General features: G+C 73.7%; 26 protein-coding genes. 11 read left to right on the plus strand and 15 right to left on the minus strand.

Annotated features, from left to right (window positions below; all coding sequences use genetic code 11):
* Positions 1-32: 32 nt before the first annotated feature.
* Genes AC1DXT_RS07790 through AC1DXT_RS07800 form a run of 3 tightly spaced genes read right to left on the minus strand, consistent with a single transcriptional unit; the run spans position 33 to position 1,698 of the window.
* The gene (locus AC1DXT_RS07790) at positions 33-833 is read right to left on the minus strand and encodes a pentapeptide repeat-containing protein (protein ID WP_477060752.1); all 801 of its coding nucleotides are present in this window, start codon (positions 831-833) and stop codon (positions 33-35) included.
* Between the two features lie 14 nt (positions 834-847).
* On the minus strand, positions 848-1,135 hold the full coding sequence (locus tag AC1DXT_RS07795) for a transcriptional regulator (protein WP_477060753.1): 288 nt from the start codon (positions 1,133-1,135) through the stop codon (positions 848-850).
* A complete protein-coding gene (locus AC1DXT_RS07800) occupies positions 1,135-1,698 on the minus strand; it encodes a hypothetical protein (RefSeq protein ID WP_477060754.1) in 564 nt (187 codons plus the stop codon). The genes AC1DXT_RS07795 and AC1DXT_RS07800 overlap by 1 nt, the downstream gene beginning before the upstream one ends.
* 140 nt (positions 1,699-1,838) lie before the next feature.
* Here AC1DXT_RS07800 and AC1DXT_RS07805 point away from each other — a divergent pair, with 140 nt between their 5' ends.
* Both AC1DXT_RS07805 and AC1DXT_RS07810 read left to right on the plus strand, forming a co-directional pair.
* Positions 1,839-2,447, plus strand: a complete 609-nt coding sequence (locus AC1DXT_RS07805; protein WP_477060755.1) for a ClpP family protease — start codon at positions 1,839-1,841, stop codon at positions 2,445-2,447.
* A complete protein-coding gene (locus AC1DXT_RS07810) occupies positions 2,447-3,058 on the plus strand; it encodes a ClpP family protease (RefSeq protein ID WP_477060756.1) in 612 nt (203 codons plus the stop codon). Before AC1DXT_RS07805 ends, AC1DXT_RS07810 begins: the two co-directional genes overlap by 1 nt.
* 4 nt (positions 3,059-3,062) lie before the next feature.
* On the opposite strand, the gene AC1DXT_RS07815 is transcribed toward AC1DXT_RS07810, so the two are convergent.
* From AC1DXT_RS07815 to AC1DXT_RS07835, 5 genes are read right to left on the minus strand one after another with little or no spacing between them, the layout of a single operon-like run.
* The gene (locus tag AC1DXT_RS07815) at positions 3,063-3,518 is read right to left on the minus strand and encodes a helix-turn-helix domain-containing protein (protein ID WP_477060757.1); all 456 of its coding nucleotides are present in this window, start codon (positions 3,516-3,518) and stop codon (positions 3,063-3,065) included.
* A 58-nt stretch (positions 3,519-3,576) separates the two neighbouring features.
* Positions 3,577-5,043, minus strand: a complete 1,467-nt coding sequence (locus AC1DXT_RS07820) for an outer membrane protein assembly factor BamB family protein (protein ID WP_477060758.1) — start codon at positions 5,041-5,043, stop codon at positions 3,577-3,579.
* A 14-nt stretch (positions 5,044-5,057) separates the two neighbouring features.
* Positions 5,058-5,906, minus strand: a complete 849-nt coding sequence (locus tag AC1DXT_RS07825; protein ID WP_477060759.1) for an ABC transporter permease — start codon at positions 5,904-5,906, stop codon at positions 5,058-5,060.
* On the minus strand, positions 5,893-6,891 hold the full coding sequence (locus AC1DXT_RS07830; protein WP_477060760.1) for an ABC transporter ATP-binding protein: 999 nt from the start codon (positions 6,889-6,891) through the stop codon (positions 5,893-5,895). The genes AC1DXT_RS07825 and AC1DXT_RS07830 overlap by 14 nt, the downstream gene beginning before the upstream one ends.
* Entirely contained in the window at positions 6,888-8,153 is a 1,266-nt protein-coding gene (locus AC1DXT_RS07835; protein ID WP_477060761.1) for a LolA family protein, read from the minus strand. The genes AC1DXT_RS07830 and AC1DXT_RS07835 overlap by 4 nt, the downstream gene beginning before the upstream one ends.
* An 83-nt stretch (positions 8,154-8,236) precedes the next feature.
* Between AC1DXT_RS07835 and AC1DXT_RS07840 the strand changes: the two genes are divergently transcribed.
* From AC1DXT_RS07840 to AC1DXT_RS07850, 3 genes are read left to right on the plus strand one after another with little or no spacing between them, the layout of a single operon-like run.
* Positions 8,237-8,890, plus strand: coding sequence for a response regulator transcription factor (locus AC1DXT_RS07840; RefSeq protein ID WP_421740192.1), 654 nt, complete (start codon positions 8,237-8,239; stop codon positions 8,888-8,890).
* A 2-nt stretch (positions 8,891-8,892) separates the two neighbouring features.
* Positions 8,893-10,206 carry an ATP-binding protein gene (locus AC1DXT_RS07845; protein ID WP_477060762.1) on the plus strand — a complete coding sequence of 438 codons (1,314 nt, stop codon included), beginning with the start codon at positions 8,893-8,895 and terminating at the stop codon, positions 10,204-10,206.
* Between the two features lie 53 nt (positions 10,207-10,259).
* Entirely contained in the window at positions 10,260-10,808 is a 549-nt protein-coding gene (locus tag AC1DXT_RS07850) for a DnaJ family domain-containing protein (protein ID WP_477060763.1), read from the plus strand.
* On the opposite strand, the gene AC1DXT_RS07855 is transcribed toward AC1DXT_RS07850, so the two are convergent.
* The 4 genes from AC1DXT_RS07855 to AC1DXT_RS07870 form a co-directional block, all read right to left on the minus strand.
* Entirely contained in the window at positions 10,805-11,032 is a 228-nt protein-coding gene (locus AC1DXT_RS07855) for a hypothetical protein (RefSeq protein WP_477060764.1), read from the minus strand. The genes AC1DXT_RS07850 and AC1DXT_RS07855 overlap by 4 nt on opposite strands.
* Before the next feature lie 46 nt (positions 11,033-11,078).
* Positions 11,079-12,572, minus strand: coding sequence for an MDR family MFS transporter (locus AC1DXT_RS07860; protein WP_477060765.1), 1,494 nt, complete (start codon positions 12,570-12,572; stop codon positions 11,079-11,081).
* A 128-nt stretch (positions 12,573-12,700) separates the two neighbouring features.
* The gene (locus tag AC1DXT_RS07865; protein ID WP_477060766.1) at positions 12,701-13,036 is read right to left on the minus strand and encodes a YciI family protein; all 336 of its coding nucleotides are present in this window, start codon (positions 13,034-13,036) and stop codon (positions 12,701-12,703) included.
* Positions 13,037-13,122: 86 nt separating this feature from the next.
* The gene (locus tag AC1DXT_RS07870) at positions 13,123-14,055 is read right to left on the minus strand and encodes a DNA-3-methyladenine glycosylase family protein (RefSeq protein WP_477060767.1); all 933 of its coding nucleotides are present in this window, start codon (positions 14,053-14,055) and stop codon (positions 13,123-13,125) included.
* A 38-nt stretch (positions 14,056-14,093) separates the two neighbouring features.
* Between AC1DXT_RS07870 and AC1DXT_RS07875 the strand changes: the two genes are divergently transcribed.
* Complete coding sequence (locus AC1DXT_RS07875; protein WP_477060768.1) at positions 14,094-14,972, plus strand: DUF72 domain-containing protein; 879 nt, start codon at positions 14,094-14,096, stop codon at positions 14,970-14,972.
* Between the two features lie 121 nt (positions 14,973-15,093).
* On the opposite strand, the gene AC1DXT_RS07880 is transcribed toward AC1DXT_RS07875, so the two are convergent.
* On the minus strand, positions 15,094-15,462 hold the full coding sequence (locus AC1DXT_RS07880; RefSeq protein ID WP_082570996.1) for an RNA-binding S4 domain-containing protein: 369 nt from the start codon (positions 15,460-15,462) through the stop codon (positions 15,094-15,096).
* 186 nt (positions 15,463-15,648) lie between these two features.
* On the opposite strand from AC1DXT_RS07880, the gene AC1DXT_RS07885 reads away from it, so the two are divergent.
* Positions 15,649-16,743: a GDSL-type esterase/lipase family protein gene (locus tag AC1DXT_RS07885; protein WP_477060769.1), complete on the plus strand. Its 1,095-nt coding sequence runs from the start codon at positions 15,649-15,651 to the stop codon at positions 16,741-16,743.
* Positions 16,744-16,814: 71 nt separating this feature from the next.
* Here AC1DXT_RS07885 and pgi read toward each other — a convergent pair whose 3' ends face one another.
* The gene (gene pgi, locus AC1DXT_RS07890; RefSeq protein WP_477060770.1) at positions 16,815-18,485 is read right to left on the minus strand and encodes a glucose-6-phosphate isomerase; all 1,671 of its coding nucleotides are present in this window, start codon (positions 18,483-18,485) and stop codon (positions 16,815-16,817) included.
* 126 nt (positions 18,486-18,611) lie between these two features.
* On the opposite strand from pgi, the gene AC1DXT_RS07895 reads away from it, so the two are divergent.
* Genes AC1DXT_RS07895 through AC1DXT_RS07910 form a run of 4 tightly spaced genes read left to right on the plus strand, consistent with a single transcriptional unit; the run spans position 18,612 to position 21,720 of the window.
* Complete coding sequence (locus AC1DXT_RS07895; RefSeq protein ID WP_477060771.1) at positions 18,612-18,971, plus strand: hypothetical protein; 360 nt, start codon at positions 18,612-18,614, stop codon at positions 18,969-18,971.
* Positions 18,968-19,900 carry a PfkB family carbohydrate kinase gene (locus AC1DXT_RS07900; RefSeq protein WP_477060772.1) on the plus strand — a complete coding sequence of 311 codons (933 nt, stop codon included), beginning with the start codon at positions 18,968-18,970 and terminating at the stop codon, positions 19,898-19,900. Before AC1DXT_RS07895 ends, AC1DXT_RS07900 begins: the two co-directional genes overlap by 4 nt.
* 27 nt (positions 19,901-19,927) lie before the next feature.
* The gene (locus tag AC1DXT_RS07905) at positions 19,928-21,067 is read left to right on the plus strand and encodes a sensor histidine kinase (RefSeq protein ID WP_477060773.1); all 1,140 of its coding nucleotides are present in this window, start codon (positions 19,928-19,930) and stop codon (positions 21,065-21,067) included.
* Complete coding sequence (locus tag AC1DXT_RS07910) at positions 21,064-21,720, plus strand: response regulator transcription factor (protein ID WP_477060774.1); 657 nt, start codon at positions 21,064-21,066, stop codon at positions 21,718-21,720. The genes AC1DXT_RS07905 and AC1DXT_RS07910 overlap by 4 nt, the downstream gene beginning before the upstream one ends.
* Here the strand turns inward: AC1DXT_RS07910 and AC1DXT_RS07915 are convergent.
* Positions 21,693-22,763: an LLM class flavin-dependent oxidoreductase gene (locus tag AC1DXT_RS07915; RefSeq protein ID WP_477060775.1), complete on the minus strand. Its 1,071-nt coding sequence runs from the start codon at positions 22,761-22,763 to the stop codon at positions 21,693-21,695. The genes AC1DXT_RS07910 and AC1DXT_RS07915 overlap by 28 nt on opposite strands.
* Between the last annotated feature and the right edge of the window lie 129 nt (positions 22,764-22,892).

Here is a 22,892-nt window from a genome sequence, read left to right on the forward strand (position 1 = left end):
GGAGCATCATCCCGTCGGGATGAAACCCGCGGTCACCAGTGCGCGGGTGCCACCAGGCCGGACGGGAGCAGGGTGGCGCGGTCGCCGCGGGCGGAGGCCACCTGCGGAGGCGTCACGAACAGTGCGTCGGTCAGGTTCGCGCCGGCGAGGTCCGCGCCCCGCAGGTCCGCGCCCAGGAGGTCGGCGCGCCGCAGGTCGGCACCGCGCAGGTCGGCGCCGAGCAGGTAGGCGCCACGCAGATCGGCTCCACGCAGGTCGGCGCCGCCGAGCCGGGCGCCGACGAGGTCCGCGTCCCGGTGTCGTGGTCCGGGTCGACCGGCGCGGGCCAGCTCGCTCGCGCGTCCCAGCAGCGGACCCACCTGACGGCGGCGGGCTGCGACGTCGACCTCCGCCAGCCGCGCAGGGTCGCCGTCCGCGTCCGCTGCGATCTCGTCGCGGGCGCGTGCCAGGTCCAGGTGCACGGCCGCTGCCTCGGGGATCGCGAGGGCCTCCGCGAGGTACGCGAGCAGCTCGTGCAGGTGCCGCACGACCGGGAAGACCGCGAACATCTCGCGCGCCAGCTCCGGGTCGTCGCGCCAGGTCCGCCCACCGAACGTCCCCTGCGTGACGTGCTGGCCGGCACCGAAGCACTCGTACGCCGTGCACCCGGCCATGCCGCGATCCCGCAGGGTGGCGTGGACCCCGCACCGGAAGTCGGTCTGCAGGTGCCTGCACGGTTCGGCGGCGGGCTTGTCGAACGCGAAGTCCGACGACCGGGCGAACGGCAGCGCGACGCAGCACAGGCCGACGCAGCGGGCGCAGTCGGACCGCAGCTCGAGGCGGGTACCGGGCACTCGTCGAGGCTAGGTCACTCCACCGCGTCGATCAGCCGCCGCACCGCCGCGACATGGTCTCGCAGGGCCTGCCGGCCGACGTCGGTCAGCCCCACCCACGTCGTCCGTCGTCCCGCGTGGACGCCCTTGCGGCTGTGCAGGTAGCCGGCCTCGACCAGCGTCGAGACGTGCTTGGAGAGCACCGAGTCGCTGACGTCGAGGACGTCGCGCAACGTCGCGAACTCGGCCTCGGACACCCCGGACAACGTCGCGACGAGCTGCAGCCGCGTCGGGGCGTGGATCAGCGGATCGAGTCCGACCATCAGCCGACGACCAGCAGCACCGCGAAGCCCAGGCACGCGACCACGGCGAGCGCCGCGAGCACCCGCGGAGAGGCACCACGCTCGTGGGCGGCCGGATCGTGGCGGTAGGTCCGCCACCAGTGGCGGGTGCCCAGCGCGCAGCCGACTCCTCCGGCCACGGACGCCAGCGCGACGAGCCACCACTGCGACGTGAAGGCGGCCCAGATCCCGGCGGCGAGCGCGCCGAGGTAGACCAGGGAGGCGCTGGCGCCGGCCGCGAGGACGATCTGGCTGGCGAGACCGTCGACCCGGACCCCGTTGAGCCGGCTGAACCGGTGCAGCAGGAGCGCGGCCACCCCCAGGAAGACCGCCAGCCCGGCCAGCACGACGGCGAGCCCGGCCACCGTCTGCGCGGCGATCCCGTAGGCGGCGGTGCCGAGCTGGACCGCCACCGCACCGGCGAACACCACGAGGAAGCCGGTGGGCAGTCGGAGGCCCGCGGTCAGCCGCCGGCGCGCTTCGTCGGCCACCGCCAGGTCTGCGCGTGCGTCGTCGGGGTCGGGGCGCTCCGGGTTACTTTCCATGGTGGAAAGTATGGGTCGAACTTTCCAGATTGGCAAGTAGCACGTCTGCCGTCGGCGGATCTGCCGACGGCAGACCCGGGACCCGTGGCCCGTCGGCGCGTGTGACGGTCGAGTGGTCAGCATCCGACGAGGAGGCCCCCATGAGCACCGCCCCACCCACCGTCCGCCCGTTCGACGACGACCTGTCCACCCGCCTGCTGCACCAGCGCATCGTCGTGCTGGGTCAGGAGGTCGACGACACCATCGCCAACCGCGTCTGCGCCCAGCTGCTCCTCCTGTCCGCCGAGGACCCGCGCCGGGACATCGCCCTCTACATCAACTCGCCGGGCGGCTCGGTGAGTGCGGCGCTCGCGATGTACGACACCATGCGGCTCATCCCGAACGACGTGTCGACGCTCGCGATGGGGCTGGCGGCGAGCGCGGCCCAGTTCCTGCTCAGTGCCGGGACGCCGGGCAAGCGGTACGCGCTGCGGCACTCGCGTGTGCTCATGCACCAGCCGTCCGGGGGCATCGGCGGCACCGCGATCGACATCGCGATCCAGGCGCAGAACATGGCCCACGTGAAGCGCACCATGCAGTCGCTCACCGCCGAGCACACCGGCCAGACCGTCGAGACGATCGAGCGCGACGCCGACCGCGACCGCTGGTTCACGGCCGAGGAGGCGCTGGCGTACGGGTTCATCGACCGCGTGGTCGAGCACCTGGACGACGTGCGGCCGGACGCGTCGTTGCGACGGGCGGGCCTGTGATGGCCGGGCAGTACACGATCCCGGTGGTCATCGAGCAGCGGCCGACCGGCGAGCGTGCGTCGGACGTCTACTCGCGGCTGCTCACGGACCGGATCATCTTCCTCGGCACCGAGATCGACGACGGCGTGGCCAACGTGGTGATCGCGCAGCTGCTGCACCTGCAGTCGGAGAGCCAGGACTCGCCCATCCACCTGTACATCAACTCGCCGGGCGGCTCGATCACCGCGCTGCTGGCCGTCTACGACACGATCCAGTACATCAAGCCGACCGTGGCCACCTTCTGCCTCGGACAGGCCGCGTCGGCCGCGGCCGTGCTCCTGGCGGCGGGCACCCCCGGCAACCGGCACGTCCTGGAGCACGCGCGGGTCCTGCTGCACCAGCCGTCGGGCGGGGGAGAGGGGACCGCGGCCGACCTGGAGATCCAGGCCCGGGAGATCGGGCGGCTGCGCGAGCAGGTGGACGAGATCCTGCACCGGCACACGGGCCAACCGCTGGCCAAGCTCCGCACCGACACCGAGCGCGACCTGATCCTCACCGCGCAGCAGGCGGTCGACTACGGCCTGGCGGACCGGGTGGTGACCACGCTCAAGGAGGTGCCGCCGATCGCCTGATGCGTCAGGCGGCGAGCAGGACCGCGTCGCCGGCACGGCCGACCGGTGCGGCGGCGTCGGCGCGGGCCGTCAGCGTGGTGATGCTGGCGAGCTCGCGCCCGGCGCCGGCCCGTTCGACGGCAGCGGGTGCGGTGAGGTCCACGACCACGCGGCCCTCCGCCCGCGCGAGCTGCGCGTGCGCGGTGCCGACGAGGTCGACCAGTCGCAGTCCGAGCGCGCGGCAGACGGCGGCGAGCACCTCCGACGACGCCTCCTTGCGGCCGCGCTCGACCTCGGAGAGATAGGCGACGGACACGCGGGCGTCCTGCGCGACGTCGCGCAGCGTCCGGCCCTGCTCCTCGCGCTGCTCGCGCAGGATGGCGCCGACGAGCCGGCGGAGCAAGGGCTCGGGCCGGTGCTCGAGGTGCGTCACGTGCGGCGTCATCGCGTCCTCCGGGGTGCGGCGGGGTGCTGCTGCCACGCTAGCCCGCGATCCTCGTCGGCCGCGGCCGTGGGCCTTCTGCCGTCAGCGGACGGGATCAGCCGAGCTCGACCTGCTCGTCGCTCGCGGCGTCCCGACCGACCAGCGTCCGGCCGAGCGCGCCCACCTCGATCACGCCCTCCGGGTACGGCGCCCGGAACACCTCGGCGCCGCTCGCCGGGTCGTAGGCGATGAGGGCGGGGACGCCGCTCGCGCCCGTGCGTTCGGCTGGCACGAGGATGTGCTCGCCGTCCGTGAGCAGGTTCGACGACGTGAGCCCGACCAGCTCGTCGCTGCGCCAGAGCTCGCGCCCGGACCGTCCGTCGATCGCGACCACCTCGCGGTCCGTGGTGACGTACACCCGACCGCGCACGACCAGCGCATTCGTCATGGACCGCACGTCAGTGGTCCACCTCGCGGCGCCCGTGCTGGCGTCGTAGGCGTGCACCGCGTTGTCGCCGGTCAGCAGCAGCCCGGGCACGCTCCCGTCGTCGACACCGACCTCGAGCGGCATCCCGTCGACCTCCAGGTCGGTGGCCGGGTCGGCGCCGCTGACGACGACCGACTGCGACGTGCCGTCCGACGCCTGGGCGAACAGGGTCACCGTGCCCCGGCGGGGGTCGCTGTTCCATCCTCGGCCCTGGCTCGCCTCGCCGGGTACGGCGATGCCGCTGCGGACGACCGCGCCGTCCGAGGACAGCAGCGTGAGCTCTCCGCTCGCGTCGGTGAGCGCGACCAGGTCACCCAGGCGGAACATCTCCGACGTCGGGCGGGTCGTCGAGGCGGCCTCGTGCGTCCACAGTGCGCGCCCGGACAGGGGGTCGTAGCCCGTGACGACCTGCCCGTCGTCGCTCGGCGCATCCACGACCGCGACCGGCCCGGGGAGCACAACGACGCCGTACCCGTCCCGCAGCGGCCACCGAGCGAGCACCGACCCGTCGGCGGCGTCGAGGACCACGATGTCTGTGGTCGTCGTCTCCAGCGCCTCGCCGCTCTGGCCCGTGCTCGACATGACGTAGGCGCTGTCCGTGACCAGGCACACCACGTGGTCGGCGTCGCCGGCCCCGGTGCCCGACGCCTCATCCGTCGCGCAGGTGCTGCCGAAGTACGCCTGCGACGGGTCCTCGAGTCCGGCCGGCGCGTCGAGCAGCGGCGTCGTCCACCCCGGCCCCTCGTCGGCCGGCTCGAACCACTGGTAGCTCTGTGCGCCGTCCTCGGCACGGAGGAGGGCACCGTACGCCTCTCCGGTCAGCGTGGCGGTGCGCTCGGGGGTCAGTGCCTGGACCACCTGCAGCGTCCCGTCCACCGGCCCGAGCACTCCCGGTACCTGCGCCAGCCGCGCGACTGCGGCGTTCTCGCGGGCGGTCATGACCCACTGCGTCACGCCCAGCGCCAGGGCGACCACCGCGACGACGCCCACCAGCCACACCCGCCGGCGTGATCCGCGGAGGTCGGTCGGCAGCTCGTCGTCCGGCACGGCCGAGTCGTGCAGCTCGACCTCTTGCACGTCGCCCCGTCGCCCCATGGCGGGACACTACGTCAGCTCGACACGTCCGCGGTGGTGAACCGGCTCCACGCCAGCGCCCCGAAGATCGCGACCCACGCGGCCTGCAGAGCGAGCCCCTGACCCAGCACTCCCCAGTCGGGCTCCAGCCGCAGGAACTCCGCGAAGTCGAGCCAGTGGTGCGTGAGCAGGGCGGGCGCGATCGTCGCGAGCTGCGGGAGCTGGTCGAGGACACCGCAGACGATCGCGGTGACCACGGTGGCCGCCATCGCGCCGACCGGTACCTCGGTGAGCGTCGAGAAGAACAGCCCGACCGCCACCAGCCCGGTCATGGACAGCCCGACGTAGACCACGACCGCGGCCACGCGCAGGATGCCGTCGCCGAGCGGAACCGTGGTCCCGGACAGCAGCGTGATGCCGCGCAGCCCGAAGTAGGCCGCCCCGGCCACCACGCCGACCACCGCGATGGCCGTCACCGCCGAGGCCGCGAACGCGAGGGCGCCGACGGCCTTGACCGCGAGCAGCCGTCCGCGCGCCACCGGCACGGTGAGGAGGTAGCGCAGGGTGCCGGCCGAGGCCTCGCCGGCGATGGCGTCGCCGGACGCGATCCCGATGGTCAGCGGCAGCAGGAACGGCAGGCACACGAACAACGACGCGATGACGAGGAACAGGCCGTTGCCGGTCACCCGCCCGACGAAGCCCGGACCCTGGCCGTCCAGCGCGGTGTCCTGGGTGAGGAACAGGACGGTGCCCAGCAGGAGGGGCACCAGCGAGAGCCCGACCAGCAGGACGATGTTCCGCCGCCGGCCGAGCACGAGGCGCAGCTCGCTGCGGACGAGCCGTAGCAGGGAGCCCCGACGGGGTGCGACCTCAACGAGCGACATCGAAGCCCTCCCCGGTCAGCTCGACGAAGATCTGCTCGAGGTTCGGTCGGCGGACCTCGAGACCCAGCAGGTCGACGCCCGCGTGGACAAGCGCGGCGGACACCTTCTCGGGCGGCACCGCCCCGAGCAGCGCGGACACGGTCTGGCCGGTCGTCTGGACGTCCGTGAGACCCAGCCCGGTGAGCACCTCCGCGGCGGCGCCGACGTGGTCGGCCGACGTCTGCAGGGACAGGCGTGGCAGGCCGCGCCCGGTGAGCTCGGCGCGGTCGCCCTGCAGGAGCAGGTGCCCGCCGCTCATGATCCCGATGTGCGAGCACACCTGCTCGATCTCGGCCAGCAGGTGCGACGAGACCAGCACGGTGGTGCCGTGGTCGGCGAGCTCGCGCACCAGGTTCCGCACCTCGCGGGTGCCCTGCGGGTCGAGGCCGTTGGTCGGCTCGTCGAGCACCAGCAGCTCGCGCGGTCGCAGCAGTGCCGCGGCCAGGCCCAGGCGCTGCTTCATGCCGAGCGAGTACTGCCGGTAGGGCTTGGCTGCCGCGGCGGCGAGCCCGACGCGCTCCAGCGCCTCGTCGGCACGCTGCCGGGCCGTGCGCGGGTCGGCCGTCGCGTCGCTGGCGTCGAGCCGCCCGAGGTTCGCCCGGCCGGTCAGGTAGGGGTGGAACGCCGGTCCCTCGACGAGCGCGCCCACCCGCGGCAGCACGTCCGCGCCCGCCTCGGGCATCGCGCCGCCGAGCAGGTGCGCGCGCCCGCTGGTCGGCCGCACCAGGCCCAGGAGCATCCGGATCGTCGTCGTCTTGCCCGAGCCGTTGGGTCCGATGAACCCGTACACCGCGCCGCGGGGGACGCGCAGGTCGATGCCGTCGACGGCCACCTGCCCGGAGCGGAACCGCTTGGTCAGCCCGTCGGTCCGGATGGCCAGGTCGGCGTCCTCGGACGCGACCGGAGCCGCACCCGAGGGCGCGGCTCCGGTCGGCCGTTCGGTCACTGGGCCGCCAGGGCCTGGAGCGTCGCGCCGGGCACCGCGCCGGCCAGCACGCGGCCGTCGTCGGTGATCAGCACGGACAGCAGCGCGGAGGACAGGAGCCGACCCTCGGGCACCGGCTTCGTCAGGGTGTCGTACAGCGCGGTCGTGTCGAGGTGGCCCATCGGGGAGCCTGAGCCCTCCTCGGGCACGAACTCGGCGTACAGGTCCGCGGCACCCTTCGAGCCGAACGTCTTGTCGACGCCGGGCAGGTTGGCGGCAGCCGCGGGGTCACCGGCCACCAGGGCGGCGACGTCGAGGCCCGAGGCCTGCACGACGGTGTCCCAGCCGGTGCCGGTGATGGTCACACCCTCGGGCAGCTCCTTGTCCTCGCGGGCCGTGGCCGCCTCCGCCGGCGGTTCGGGCAGCGGCACGACGACGTCGCGGGTCGACGACCCGGCCGGAGCCGAGAACGCGAGGACCGAGTCGGCGGGCGTCGCGAACGACACGTCGGTGAACCCGATCTCGAGCGCGGGCGTCTCGGTGTCGCTCTTGCTCCACACCTGCACCCGCAGCGGGGTCGAGGTCTCGGCGTCCACGGCCACCACGATCCTCCCCACCAGGGTCGTGTCGCTCGTCGGCGTCACGACCAGCTGGTAGGCGGCGCGTCCCGCGACCTCGGTCTGCGAGTCCAGCGTCACCGTCGAGGACATCCGTGCCAGCCCGACCGCCTGGCGACCGGCCTCCTCGGGCGTCGGCAGGTCGCTCTGCACGGGCAGCTCCCCGGCCTCGGCCTGCTCCTGGAGCGCCTCGAACCGTGCCTCGTCCGCCGCGCTCAGGCTGTAGTGCACGACCGCGTCGTCGGTGCTCGAGTACGTCCACGCCTCCGGCCCGTCCTGCACCACGGAGTACTCCGACGTGGGACCGAGCAGCGCCACGCGGGACCGCTGGTCGCCGTCCGACCACACCCGCATGGTCGAGCTGCCGCCGAGCAGGTTGATCGGGTCGGCGCCGGCGACCGCGCCGAACGGGATCTCCGGCAGCCCCAGCCGCGCGGTGTACACGACCGTGCCGGACAGCGGCGACGGCTCGGCGCTCGCCACCTGCGCGGCCAGCTCCTCGGGGGTGATCGTCGGCAGGCCGTCATCGCCGGCGGACGCGAACAGCGGCGGCGCGACGAACGCCATACCGACCGCGACGGCGGCGACGACGGGCACGGCCCAGCGGGCTCGGGATGACAGGGCGCGGCGGGTGGGAACAGCATCGGTGCGACGGGACTCGTTCATGGCTCCACTGTGCATCGTGCCTGCTGAGGGCATGCTGAGAGTGCGTGGGCACCCGCGTCGGCTGCGAGTGCGATGCTCAGGACATGCGGGTTCTCGTGGTCGACGACGAGCGCGGGCTCGTGCGCGCCCTGCACCGGGGCCTGACCGCCGAGGGCTTCGCCGTCGACGTCGCCTACGACGGGGAGCGCGGGCTCGAGCTGGCCTCCGAGGACGGGTACGACGCGATCGTGCTCGACGTGATGCTCCCGCGGCGCAACGGGTACGACGTGGTCACCGAGCTGCGGGCGCGCGACGTGTGGACCCCGGTCCTCATGCTCAGCGCCAAGGACGGCGAGTACGACGTGGCCGACGGCCTGGACGTAGGGGCCGACGACTATCTGACCAAACCGTTCGCGTTCGTCGTCCTGGTGGCCCGGCTGCGCGCCCTGCTGCGCCGGCAGGGGACCGTGCGACCGCCCGTGCTCACGGTCGGCGACCTCGCCCTGGACCCGGCGACGCGGCGCGTGACCCGCGGCGGCGAGACCGTCCCGCTGACCACCCGCGAGATCGCGCTGCTCGAGTACCTCATGCACCACGCCGACCGGGTGGTGGGCAAGGTCGAGCTGCGTGACCACGTCTGGGACGGCACCGGCGAGGACGTGAACGTCGTCGAGGTCTACGTCGGGTACCTGCGCCGGAAGCTGGGTCGGGACGTGGTCGAGACGGTCCGCGGCGCCGGGTACCGCGTGGCGGGCTGACCGTGGCGGACGGTGTGCGTCGCGGCGCCTCGCTGCGCCTCCGGCTGACCCTGCTCGCCTCCGGGGCGGTCTGCGTGGCTCTCGTCGTCGGGGCGATCGCGCTCACCACCGTGCTGCGCAGCACGCGCGTCGACGCCCTCGACCAGGTGGTGCAGAACCGCGCGGCCACGGTGGCGGCGCTCGCCGCCGACGACCGGCTCCCCGAGACCCTGCCCGTGGAGGAGCCCGGCGAGATCGTGCAGCTGATCGACGCCGACGGTGCCGTGCTCGCCACCTCGCCGAACGCGAGCCGGACGCTGCCGGTGCTGCCCGTGGACGTCCTGGCGGGCCTGGATGCCACGAGCACGCAGCAGACCGCGTACGACGTCGCTCGGGTCGCGGTGAGCCCGACGACGTACCGCGGCGAGCCCGTCACCGTCGTCGCCACCGTGCCGCTGACCGAGGTGCAGGGCGTGCTGGACGCGCTGCGGCTCGCGCTCGTGGTCGTCGTGCCGCTGCTCACGCTCGCGCTGGGGGTCGGCGTCTGGCTCATCCTCGGGCGGGCGTTGCGGCCGGTGGAGGAGCTCCGGCGCGGGGCTGCTTTGGTGGCCTCGTCGGGCGGTCCCGGCTCGCTCCCTGTGCCCGCGCGCGACGACGAGCTGGGCGCGCTGGCCCGCACGCTCAACTCGATGCTCGACCGCCTCGAGGCCGGGGCCGCCCGGCAGCGGGCGTTCGTCGCCGACGCCGCCCACGAGCTGCGCTCCCCGCTCGCTTCCCTGCGCACCACCATCGAGGTCGCCCGGGCGCACCCCGGCTCCTACGGGACCGACGAGCTGGCCAGGGACCTCGAGGTCGAGGTGCTCCGGATGCAGGCGCTCGTCGACGACCTGCTCCTGCTCGCGCGCGTGGGCTCGTCGCCGCTGGTGCACGACGAGCTCGACCTCGGTGCCGTCGCCCGCGACGTGGTGCGACCGGGCGGGTCGGTGGCGGTCACGGTCACCGGGTCCGGGCAGGCGCGCGGCGACGCGGCCGCCGTCGGGCGGGTGCTGCGGAACCTGGTCGACAACGCCCTCCGGCACGCGGTCGACCGGGTCGAGGTGGTGGTGGCCGACGGCAGCGTGCGGGTCGACGACGACGGCGCAGGGGTGGCGCCGGGCGACCGCGAGCGGGTGTTCGAGCGGTTCGTGCGGCTCGACGAGGCGCGGGAGCGGGATGCCGGTGGGAGCGGGCTCGGGCTGGCGATCGCCCGGGAGATCGCGCGGGAGCAGGGCGGCGACGTGGTGCTGGGCGACGCCGCTCTCGGCGGTCTGCGCGCGGAGCTGCGGCTGCCCCGCTGACGACTCCGCCTCGGTCGTCGTAGCGTGGAGCCGACGAGCCCCCGGAGGTGACGATGCCTGAGCACGACCCCGTGCGTGACGCGGCCCGGTACCGCGTCGACAGGGATCGGGCGCCCGACGAGGTCGAGCCCGGACAGCCGCCCGGCCGGATGGAGAACCGGCACCTGTGGGTGGATGTCGTGATCGACCAGGCCATCGCGCGCGGGGAGTTCGACGACCTGCCCCTGGCGGGCAAGCCGATCCCCGGCATCGGCACCCAGCACGACCCCGACTGGTGGCTCAAGGCGCTCATCGAGCGCGAGCAGATCTCCGGTGTCCTGCCCGAGGCGATCCAGCTGCGCAAGGACGACGCGGGACTGCAGGAGCGGCTGGACCGCCTGCACGACGAGGCCGACGTGCGCGGGGCGCTGGAGGAGTTCAACGCCCGGATCGTCTCCGCGCGACGTCAGCTGATGGGCGGCCCGCCCGTCGTCACGCCGCTGCGCGACGTGGAGCTCGAGGTGCGGCAGTGGCACGCACGACGGAGGCCGCCGCCCCAGCCGTCCCCGCCCGTGGAGCCCGCCCGGCCGGCGCGCAGGTGGCGCCGGCGCTCGGCCCCTTAGCGGTCCTCGAGGGCCGGCAGGATCGTCGTGGGGATCGCGAACGCGAGCGTGATGGACAGGATGCCCCCGGCGAACGCCCAGGCACCCCAGTCCCCGACGTTGAACGCGACGGCGAACAGGGCCAGGCCCAGCAGGAACAGCAGGGCGGGGAAGACGACGCTGAGCATGCGACCGGGCGTGCCCGACCCGTCGTCCTCGCGACGCTCGATCACCGGGTAGCTCATGGACGTCCTCCTGGGGTGCTGTGCCGGGGGTGGGTCCCCAGCGTAGTCAGTGCGTCAGGACCTCCGCCGTGTCGTCCGCCTCGACCCCGTGGGGCGACGGGGCCGCGCGGACGAAGAACGCCGCCGGGATGGCGACCAGCGAGATGGCCGCGCCGACCAGGAACGCCGCGTGGATACCCCCCGCGGTCGCGTCCACCACACCGGCCCCGCCGGCCGCCAGGGTCGCGCTCTGCGCGGTCAGCACGGTGACGAACAGGGCCGTCCCGGCCGCCCCCGCCACCTGCTGCACCGTGCCGACCATCGCGCTGCCGTGCGAGTACAGGTGCATCGGCAGCGAGCCCAGGGCGGAGGTGAACAGGGGCGTGAACATCAGGGCCAGTCCCGCGCTGAGCAGCACGTGGCAGGCGAGCATCAGCCACGGGGAGCTCGTCGCGGTCAGGAGCGTGAACCCCCACGCGCTCGCGCTCACCACGACCGCACCGGGGACCAGCAGCGGCCGTGGGCCGTACCGGTCGTAGGCGCGACCCACGCTCGGCGCCAGCAGGCCCATGATCAGGCCACCCGGCAGCAGCAGGAGCCCGGTCTGCAGCGCCTCGAGGCCGAGGACGGTCTGGGCGTACAGCGGCACCAGGATCAGGGTGCCGAACAGCGACATCATGCTGATCGCCATCACGCCGACCGAGACGGTGAACGTGGACGAGGAGAACGTCCGCAGGTCCAGCAGGGCGTCGTCGATCTTCTGCAGCTGCAGCTGGCGCCAGACGAAGACCACGAGCGCGACGACACCGGAGCCGAGCGAGACCCAGGTGGTGGTGGTGATGCCCGTGGTCGCGGCGGCACCGAGCCCGCTCAGCCCGTACACGATCCCGCCGAACGCCACGGCCGACAAGATCACCGAGGCGATGTCCACCCGTGCACGGCGGGTCTCCGTGAGGTTGGGCAGCTGCACGGCGCCGAGCGCGAGCGAGCCGAGCGCGATCGGCAGGACGAGGGCGAACAGCCACCGCCAGTCGAGCACGCTGAGCACGAGCCCGGAGATGGTGGGGCCGATCGCGGGCGCCACGGAGATGACGATGGAGATGTTGCCCATCGTGCGGCCGCGGCTGGCCGGCGGCGTCACGGTCATGACGGTGGTCATGAGCAGCGGGAGCATGATCGCGGTGCCGCTGGCCTGCACCACGCGTCCGACGATGAGCGCGTCGAACCCGGGGGCGAGCGCGCAGATCGCGGTGCCCAGGCTGAACAGGGTCATCGCGGCGAGGAACGTGGTCCGGGTGGTGAACCGCTGGATCACGAACCCGGTCACCGGGATGACGATCGCCATGGTGAGCATGAACGCGGTGGTGACCCACTGTGCGGTGCTCGCGGGGATGTTCAGGTCCTCCATCAGGCGGGGCAGCGCGACGCCCATCACCGTCTCGTTGAGGATGACGACGAACGTCGAGGTCAGCAGCAGCCGGACGGCCAGGCGGTCGCGGGCGCCGGTCCCGCCGTCCGCGTCCGCGGGTGGTCGGGTGGTGGTCAGGGTCTCGTCGGTCACAGCGGTACCTCGAATGGTGGGAGGGAAGGGTGTGGCGCAGCCGACGTGGTCGGCGCGGACGGTAGGCACAGTGTGTGCGGAGCGACCCCTCGGGGTCGACGCATTTCGCTCTGAGGAGACGCCGGGGTTCAGAGGTCGAGCGGCCAGACCGGCCGGACCTCGATGCGGCCGAAGCGCGCCATGGGGTGCGCCGCCGCGCGATCGAGCGCCTCGTCGAGGTCGGCGCACTCGAGCACGTCGAAGCCGGCGACGGTCTCCTGCGTCTCGGCGAACGGGCCGTCGGTCACCAGCAGCTGCCCGGAGCGCACCCGCACCGTGCGGGCGTCCTCCACCGGCCGCAGCCGGTCGCCCAGCACGCTCAGGCCGCGGCGGTCGTTCTCGGCGACCCAGTCGACGATGTCGTCGTCCTCGGGGCGGTAGGGCTCGGCCGTCGGGTCGTCACAGACGAGGAGCAGGTAGCGCATGGGTCCTCCAGGTGGTGGTGGTCGGTCCGTCATCAGGTGGACGATCCTGCGGGCCCCGGATCGACACGATCCGGCGAGCAGTCTTCTTAGTGCAGGGGGCGGGCCCTCGGCATGCGCGGTCCGAACCGGGGTGCGTTCGCCGTCTGGGTGAGCTCGATGAGGCGGATGACGCGCTGCCGGTGGCCGGCCCACGGCTCGAGCAGGCGCAGCATGCCGGCGTCGTCGGTGCGCCGGCCCGTCAGCGCCCACCCGACCAGATGGGCCAGGTGGTAGTCGCCGACCGACACCGCGTCGGCGTCGCCCAGCGCCCGTGACGCCACCTCGGCGACCGTCCAGGGGCCGATCCCGCGCACGGTGAGCAGGCGGCGGCGCGCCTCCTCGAGCGGCAGGTCCGCACCCTCCTGGAGCCGCCTCGCCACCGCCGCCGCCCGCAGCACCGTGCCCGCTCGCGCCTCCTCGACGCCCGCGCGCCGCCAGTCCCAGACCGGCACCGCGCGCCATGCCTCGGCGGTAGGCGGCACCCGCAGCGTGTGCGGTGCCGGGCCGGGGGCGGGCGTGCCGTGCTGCAGGACGAGTCGGCGCCACGCCGCCTTGGCGTCGAGCCCGACCACCTTCTGCTCGAGAACCGCCGGCACGAGCGCCTCGAGCACGTTGCCCGACCGCGGGATCCGGAGCCCGAGCCGGGTGCGGTGCGCGTCCCGGACGACGGGGTGCAGCGACGAGTCGAACCCGGAGGGGTCGTCCCGCGCACCGAGGAGGTCGGGCACACCGGCCAGCGCCCGCTCGGCGCCGGGACCCCAGGCCGTCGCGTGGATGCCGTCGCGGCGGACGGCCAGGTGCAGGGTCGCGGGACCGTCCGGCGTGGCGGTCGCCTGCCAGATCGTCCCGTCGGGGGAGGACGCCCACGCCGGGTCGCCGCCGCCACGCCGCAGCGGACCGAGCGTCAGCCGCACGTCCACCGGCTCGCTCGGCCGGTACACGGACGCGCGCCACGACTCGTCGGCGGCAGCGGGGATCACCGCACCACTATGCGCCGCGCCCCCGACAGACTGGCCCCATGACCATCCGCACCGGCATCTCCGGCTGGCGTTACCCGCCGTGGCGCAAGGCGTTCTACCCGGCGGCGCTGCCGCAGCGTCGCGAGCTCGAGTACGCGTCCCGGCAGCTCTCGTCCATCGAGATCAACGGGTCGTTCTATGCGCTCCAGCGGCCGGAGAACTACGCGAGCTGGGCCGCCGAGACGCCCCACGACTTCGTGTTCTCCGTGAAGGGCCCGCGGTTCGTCACGCACATGAAGAAGCTGGCGGACGTCCGGGTGCCGGTGGCGAACTTCCTGGCCAGCGGCGTGCTCGCACTCGGTCCGAAGCTGGGGCCGATCCTGTGGCAGCTGCCGCCGACGCTCGGGTTCGACGCCGCACGGCTCGCCGCGTTCTTCGACCTCCTGCCGCGCACCACCACGGCCGCGGCACTGCTGGCCACCGAGCACGACGAGCGCCTGGACGGCCGGGCCCGGACGACGACGGATGCCGACCGCCCACTGCAGCACGTGCTGGAGGTCCGGAACACGACGTTCGAGACCCCGGCGTTCGTCGAGCTGCTCCGGGAGCACGGAATCGGCCTCGTGATCGCGGACGCCGCGGGCCGTTGGCCGGTGATCGAGGACGTGACCGCCGACCTCGTGTACATCCGCCTGCACGGCGAGACCGAGCTCTACGCCAGCGGGTACGACGACGACGCGCTCGACCGCTGGGCGGCGAAGATCCGCGTGTGGGCGGCGGGCGGCGAACCCGCCGGAGCGCGCACCCTCTCCGGCCCGGCCGCACCCGCCGACGGTCGTGACGTCTACGTCTACTTCGACAACGACCTCAAGGTCCGCGCGCCGTTCGACTCGATGGCGCTCGCGGCGAGGCTGGGGATCCCGGCCGCGAGCTCGTGAGCTTCCCGCGGGATCGTGCGTTGCAGCTCACGATCTCGTCGCGAGCTCACGATCTCGTCGCGAGCTCACGATCTCGTCGCGAGCTCACGATCTCGTCGTGAGCCAGTGGGCGCCCGGCAGCTCAGCGGCCCTTGAGGCGCTGGATGAGCCGACGGTCGCGCTTGGTGGGCCGGCCCGCGCCGCGGTCGCGCTCGCCGGGGACCACGTGCTCCTTGGGCAGCGGCGCGGGGGAGCGGTCGAGGTAGCACGCGACCGCCACCGGGGCACCGACGCGCTTCACCACCGTGCGCTGGACGACGACGATCCGTTCGCGCTCGCCGCCGCGGACGTGCACCTCGTCGCCGGGGACCACCATCGTCGCGGGCTTCGCGCGGTCGCCGTTGACCCGCACGTGACCGGCCCGGCACGCGGCCGCGGCGGCCGACCGGGTCGGGAACAGCCGCACCGCCCAGGTCCACGCGTCCACGCGCGCCCGCGTCACCTCAGCCACCTGACGAGCCTCTCACGCGCCGTCGGACGCGAGCCGCGGCACCGGGAGGGCGTCGAACCGGTTCCGCGGCGAAACGATTCGCCGCGCTCCGCCCGGGTCCACCGACCAGCACCCTGCGAGATGGCGGGCGCATGCCCACCCCGGACCGACCCAGCGGGCGAGGTGCGGACGCGGACGGAGGACCCGATGACGACCACGCTCGTGCGCCGACTGGCCGGCGCGATCTCCGCCCTGACGCTGCTGGTGACAGGCGCGCTGGCGCTCGCCGGCCCGACGGTTGCCGCCGACCCCGTGCGGATCATGACGCTCGGCGACTCGATCACCGGCTCGCCCGGCTGCTGGCGGGCGCTGCTCTGGCAGAAGCTGCAGCAGACGGGCTACACGAACATCGACATGGTCGGCACGCTCCCGGCGCAGGGCTGCGGGATCACCTACGACGGCGACAACGAGGGCCACGGCGGCTTCCTCGTCACCAACGTGGCGTCGTCGAACCAGCTGGTCGGCTGGCTGTCCGCCACGCACCCGGACATCGTCGTGATGCACTTCGCCACCAACGACGTGTGGAGCAACAAGAGCCCGCAGGAGATCCTCTCCGCCTGGACGACGCTCGTGCAGCAGATGCGGGCGAGCAAGCCGACCATGAGGATCCTGGTGGCCCAGATCATCCCGGTCGCGCCGACGAGCTGCGCGGACTGCCCGCAGCGGACGGTCGCGCTCAACGCCGCGGTCCCCGCGTGGGCCGCGGGCCTCAGCACGGCCGCGTCCCCGATCACCGTGGTGGACCAGTGGACCGGCTGGAACCCCGCCACCGACACGTCCGACGGCGTGCACCCGAACGAGACCGGCATCGTCAAGCTCGCCGACCGGTGGTACCCCGCGCTCACGGCCGCGCTGAACGGCACGACGCCGACCCCGACGCCGACCGTCATCCCGACGCCGACCCCCACGCCGACGGTCTCCCCGTCACCCAGCCCGACCTTCACGATGCCGCCCGCGGGCGGGTGCACGGCCGCCTACACGGTCGTCAGCCAGTGGCCGGGAGGGTTCGTCGCCACCATCCGGGTGGCCAGCCGCCTGCTGCCGATCACGAGCTGGCACGTCACGCTGCAGCTGCCGAGCGGCACGGTCGCGAACGCGTGGAGCTCGCAGCCGACGACCGCGGGCACCACGACGACTTTCGCCAACGCTCCCTGGAACGGCTCGATCCCGGCCGGCGGCTACACCGAGCTCGGCTTCCAGGGCACCGGGAGCCCGACGCCGGCGACGGTCGGCTGCTGGTAGGTGGCGGCACCCTTCGCGTGAGGACGTCGTCCCGCGTGGCGCGACGACGTCCTCACGCGAGGGTCGACCGATCAGTCGCGCAGCTCGAGGTACTTGCTGATCAGCGCGCGCGTGGACGGGTCCTGCGCGGCCAGCGCGGCGGCATCGCCCTGGACCGCCGGGGCGATCTCGAGCGCGAGCTTCTTGCCCAGCTCGACGCCCCACTGGTCGAACGAGTCGATGCCCCACACGACGCCCTGCACGAAGGTGATGTGCTCGTAGAGCGCGATGAGCTGCCCGAGGACGCTCGGCGTGAGGGACGCGGCCAGGATCGAGGTCGTCGGGCGGTTCCCGGAGAACACGCGGGCGGCCACGATGTCCTCGGCGGTCCCCTCGGCGCGCACCTCGTCGGCGGTCTTGCCGAACGCGAGCGCCTTGGTCTGCGCGAAGAAGTTGGCCAGGAACAGCCCGTGCACGTCGACGCCGCCGTCGGTCAGCGGGTGCGCCGGGTTGGCGACCGCGATGAAGTCCGCCGGGATGAGCCGCGTGCCCTGGTGGATCAGCTGGTAGAACGCGTGCTGGCCGTTGGTGCCGGGCTCGCCCCAGAACACCTCTCCGGTCTGCGTGGTGACGGGGGTGCCGTCCCAGCGGACCGACTTGCCGTTGGACTCCATGGTCAGCTGCTGCAGGTACGCCGCGAACCGGTGCAGGTACTGGGCGTACGGCAGGACCGCGTGCGTGTGCGCGCCCAGGAAGTTGACGTACCAGACGTTGAGCAGGCCCATGAGGACGGGCACGTTCTGGGCGAACGGGGTCGTCGCCACGTGCTGGTCGACCGCGTGGAAGCCGGCCAGGAACTCCCGGAACGCCTCGGGACCGACGGCGATGGCCAGCGAGGTGCCGATCGTCGAGTCGACGGAGTACCGGCCGCCGACCCAGTCCCAGAAGCCGAACGCGTTGGTGGGGTCGATGCCGAACGCGGCGACCTTGTCCAGGGCCGTGGAGACCGCGACGAAGTGCTTGGCGACGGCGGCGTTGCGCGACTCGTCGTCGTCGGCGGTGCCCAGCTGCTCCCAGAGCCAGGTGCGGGCCAGCCGCGCGTTGGTGAGCGTCTCCAGGGTGCCGAACGTCTTCGACGCGACGATGAACAGCGTGGTCGTCGGGTCGAGGCCCTTGACGGTCTCGGCGAGGTCGCTGGGGTCGATGTTGGAGACGAACCGCACCTCGAGGCCGTCCTGCACGTACGGCTTCAGCGCCTCGTAGGCCATGACCGGGCCGAGGTCGGAGCCGCCGATGCCGATGTTGACGACGGTCCGCACCCGTGCACCCGTGACGCCCGTCCACTCGCCGGAGCGGACCTTGTCCGCGAACGCGAACATCTTCGTGAGCTCGGCCTGCACGTCGGCGTCGATGTCCTGCCCGTCGACCACGAGCGGCGGCTGCGCGCCCGCGGGCCGGCGCAGGGCGGTGTGCAGGACCGCGCGGTCCTCGGTGACGTTGATGTGGTCCCCGCGCAGCTGCGCCTGCAGGTGAGCGGCGAGCCCGACCTCGTCGGCCAGCTGCGTCAGCAGGGCGAGCGTCTCGTCGGTGACCAGGTTCTTGGACAGGTCGATCGTGAGGTCGGCGAGCGGGAGCGTGAGGCGCGTGGCGCGCTCGGGGTCGTCCGCGAACCAGCCGCGCAGGTCGGGCGTCAGCGTCGACTCGTGGACGGAGAGCTCCTGCCAGGCGGCGGTGGCGGTGGCGTCGATGGGCGGGGTGGGCACGGCGGGCTCCTGGGGTCAACGAGAGGGATCGCGGTCGATGCGCTCCCCACCACCGTAGGGGGCGTTCGGGACAGGGTGCACGGGACGTCCGTCCGGGGCGACGCCGGCCGCGAATAGGGTGTCGACGTGCCGACCGAGCCCCGCACCGCACCCCGCCGCGCGCGTCTGAGACCGCGGGGGCCGATCCCCGCGGTCCCGACCGCCGCGCTCGCTGCGGCGACCCTCGTCGCGGCCTTCGCGGTCGCGCAGCTGTCGGACATCCGGGCGCTCGGGGGCGTGCTCCTGGTGGCCGGGGTCGTGTGGTGCGTGTGGCGGTCGGTGCACGCCGCCGGGTGGCTCAGGGTCGCGGTGGTGGTCCTGGTCGGCGCGGTCTGCTTCGTCGGCGCGCACCTGCTCAGCACGGTGGTCGGACCGTGGGCCGCCGTGCTCCTGTCGGCGTCGGTGCTCGCCGTCGTCGCGTGGGTGCTCACCGACACCCGGTCATGAGGACCCCGCCTCGTCTCGTGTGCTGCGGGTTGGCGACGCTCGACGTCGTGCAGGTGGTCGACCACGTCCCCGGCGCGGACGAGAAGCTGGTCGCCGGCGATCTGGACGTGTCGTTCGGGGGACCCGCGGCGAACGCGGCCGCCACCGCCGTCGCGCTCGGTGTGCCCACGATCCTCGTGACCGCGCTCGGCACCGGCCCGGTCGCCGACCTGGTGCGCGCGGGGCTCGTCGCCGCGGGAGTCGAGGTAGTCGATCTCGCCGCCGGCCGTCCCGGGTCGCCCGCCGTGTCCACCGTGCTGGTCACGGCGGCCACGGGGGAGCGGGCGGTCGTCTCCGTGAACGCGACGGGGGCGGGCGACCTGGCGAGCGCGGCCGACGCCGTCGTCGACGAGGTGCTCGCTCGCGCGACGGCCGTGCTCGTGGACGGGCACCACCTGGGCGCCGCTCGTCTGGTCGCCGCCGCCGGGCACGCCCGCGGCATCCCCGTGCTGCTCGACGGGGGCAGCTGGAAGCCGGGGCTGGAGGAGCTGATCGCCGACGTCGACCACGCGGTCCTGTCCGCCGACTTCGCAGTCCCCGGGGCGGCGCGGGGCGACGCGGTGCTCGACGCGGTCGCGGAGCTCGGCCCACGGTTCGTCGCGCAGTCGGCGGGCGGGGGTCCCGTCCGCATCCTCGCGACGAGCGCCGGGGGTGCGCGGACGTCGTCCGTCCTGCTGCCGCCCGAGGTGCCTGCGTCGGAGGTCGTCGACACCCTCGGGGCAGGTGACGTGCTGCACGGGGCGACCGCGGCAGCCCTCGCCCGCGGGGTGGACGTCCGTGCGGCGCTGGCCGAGGGGGTGCTCCGGGCGACCGAGTCGGTGCGCCACCGCGGTGCGCTCGGGTGGGCCTCGGGTCCGAGGGGGTCCTCGACCGTTCGGCCGAGCCGCTGAGCAGCGCGGATCCCTAGGCTGCGAGACATGATCGCGGCCCTGCGTCCCCTGTGGACCGCCCCCCGTGCGCCCGGCGCGCCCGCGCGGGTGTGGCGGGACTGGGTGCTCGTCGGCGTGCTCGTGCCGACCGCGGTCCTCGAGGCCGCGCTGCGCCAGGACGTGACGTGGCGTCCCGTGGCCCTGGCCGTCACTCTGGTGATCGTCGTGTCCTTGCTCTGGCGGCGCACCCACCCGCTGGCCGTGGTGGCCGGGGTGTTCGGCACGTTGACCCTCGTCGACGTCGCGGCGCTGGTCTCCGGGGCCGGCGAGGTCGCCCTCTACACCTCGGCCTGCGTTCTCGTCCTGCCGTATGCGCTGTGCCGCTGGGGGAGCGGTCGAGAGATCGTGCTCGGGCTGCCGCTCGTGGCGCTCAGTGCGGCGCTGGGGGTCGCCAGCACGTACACGGTCGTGCCCGACGCGATCATCGAGGTCGCGTTCGTCCTGTCGCCTGCGGCCATCGGTGCCGGGGTCCGGGCCGGCGCCGGCTCCCGGCTGCGCGAGCGGGACCAGGTGCGCGTGCGCGAGCGGGAGCAGCTGGCCCGGGAGCTGCACGACACGGTGGCGCACCACGTCTCGGCGATCGCGGTGCGCGCACAGGCGGGTCGCGTGGTGGCTGCGATCGACCCGGCCGCCGCCGTCGACGCGCTCCGGGTCATCGAGACCGAGGCGTCCCGCGCCCTCACGGAGATGCGCCTCATGGTCGGCGCGCTGCGGGACGACGGTGCCGCTGACCTCACGCCGCAGCGCGGGGTCGCCGACATCGAGCGTCTGGCCCGCGCGGTCAGCGGCCCGCCGCGGGTGGAGGTCGAGCTCGCCGGGGACCTCGACGACCTGCGGCCGGCGGTCGGCGCCGCCCTGTACCGGCTCGCCCAGGAGTCGGTGACCAACGCCGTCCGGCACGCCCGGCACGCCTCGCGGGTGACCGTCCGGGTCGCTGCCGACGACGAGCGCGTCCGCCTCACGGTCGCGGACGACGGCGAGCTGCAGGGTCGCGGCGGGACCGGGTACGGGATCGTCGGCATGACGGAGCGCGCCATCCTCCTGGGCGGCACGCTCGACGCCGGCCCCGGTCCGGACCGCGGCTGGACGGTGGCTGCGGTGCTGCCCAGGGCGGGGGCGGCCGCGTGACGGTCCGGGTGCTGGTCGCGGACGACCAGGAGATCGTGCGCACCGGGCTGGCGATGATCCTCGATGCGCAGCCCGGCATCGAGGTGGTCGGTCAGGCCGCGGACGGTCGCCAGGCGGTCTCGCTCGCCCGCCGGCTGCGTCCGGACGTCTGCCTGTTCGACATCCGGATGCCGGAGATGGACGGCATCGAGGCCACCCGGCTGCTCGCCGGCCCCGACGTCGCGGACCCGCTCGCGGTCGTCGTGATCACGACCTTCGACCTCGACGAGTACGTGCACGGGGCGCTCAGGGCCGGCGCGCGGGGCTTCCTGCTCAAGGACGCCGGCCCGGAGCTGCTGGTCCAGGCCGTGCACGCAGCGGCCGCCGGGGACGCGCTCATCGCGCCGAACGTCACGGTGCGGCTGCTCGCCACCTTCGCGGCCGCCGGGTCCCGCAGCCGGGTGGCCCAGCCGGTCGTCCCGCTGACCGGCCGCGAGGAGGAGGTGCTGGTCACGGTCGCGCGCGGCCGGACCAACGCCGAGATCGCCGACGAGCTGCACATCAGCCTGAGCACCGTGAAGACGCACCTCGGCAGCCTCATGGACAAGCTCGCCGCCCGGAACCGCGTCGAGCTGGCGATGTGGGCCTACGAGTCGGGGCGCATGGACGGCTGACCCAGCGCCTCACGGACCAGGGGAGCCACCTGCGTCCCGAGCAGCTCGATCGACCGGAGCGACTCCTTCTGCGGCACCCCGGACAGGTCCATCTGGAACGCCTGCCGGTCGTGGTGCAGCACCTCGTGCAGCGCGACGATCCGCTCGGCGATCTGCTCGGGCTCACCGATGAAGTAGGCGCCGCCGCGCGCCGCCTGCGACTCGTAGGAGATCCGGTTGGGCATCGGGAACCCGCGTTCCGACGAGATCCGGCGCATGGACTCCAGCCAGTACGGGTAGAAGTAGTCGCGCGCCGCCTTCCCGTCCTGCGCGACGAACCCCATCCCGGCGACGGACACGAACCGCGACGACTCGTCGTGCCCCGACTGCTCGTGCGCGCGCCGGTAGAGGTCCACCAGGGGCGCGAACTGGGCGGGCTGGCCGCCGATGATCGCGTAGCTGATCGGCAGCCCGAGCACGCCGGCGCGGACCGACGACTGCGGGTTGCCGCCGGTGGCCACGGCGATCTGCAGGTGGTGCCCGCGGCCGGGGTGGTCGAACGGCCGGGGGAGCACCAGGGCGTCGTCGAGGGCGGGCCGGAACCGCCCCTGCCACGTGATGCGCTCGTCCTCGTCGAGCTTCAGGAGCAGCTGGATCTTCTCGTCGTAGAGCGCGTCGTAGTCGTCGAGCGAGGCCCCGAACAGGGGGTAGGACTCGATGAAGGAGCCACGGCCGGCGAGCAGCTCGACACGACCCTCGGAGAGCAGGTCCATGGTCGTGAACTGCTGGTACACCCGCACGGGGTCCTCGGTGGAGAGCACGGTGACGGCGCTGCCGACGGTGATCCGGGACGTCTGCGCGAGCGCGGCCGCGATGACCGTGGACGGCGACGAGATCGCGTAGTCGGGACGGTGGTGCTCGCCGATGCCGACATAGTCGAGGCCGACCTCCTCGGCCAGCCTCACCCGCTCGAGCACCTCCCGGATCCGCTGACCGGGGGAGACCTTCGCCCCGCTGACGGGGTTGGGGTGGACGTCACCGAACGTGTACAGGCCGAGTTCCATGTCTGGGCGAACGCATCGACCTCATCGCCTGTTCCGCGCGTTCGCGCAGGTCACGTTGAATCGTTTCCGCCCTCGTCGTCCCACGAGTCGGGCGGGTGAACGTCCGGTCACGATGTGGTCACGGTCACA

This window comes from Cellulomonas sp. P1_G12_2 (genome assembly GCF_056405535.1).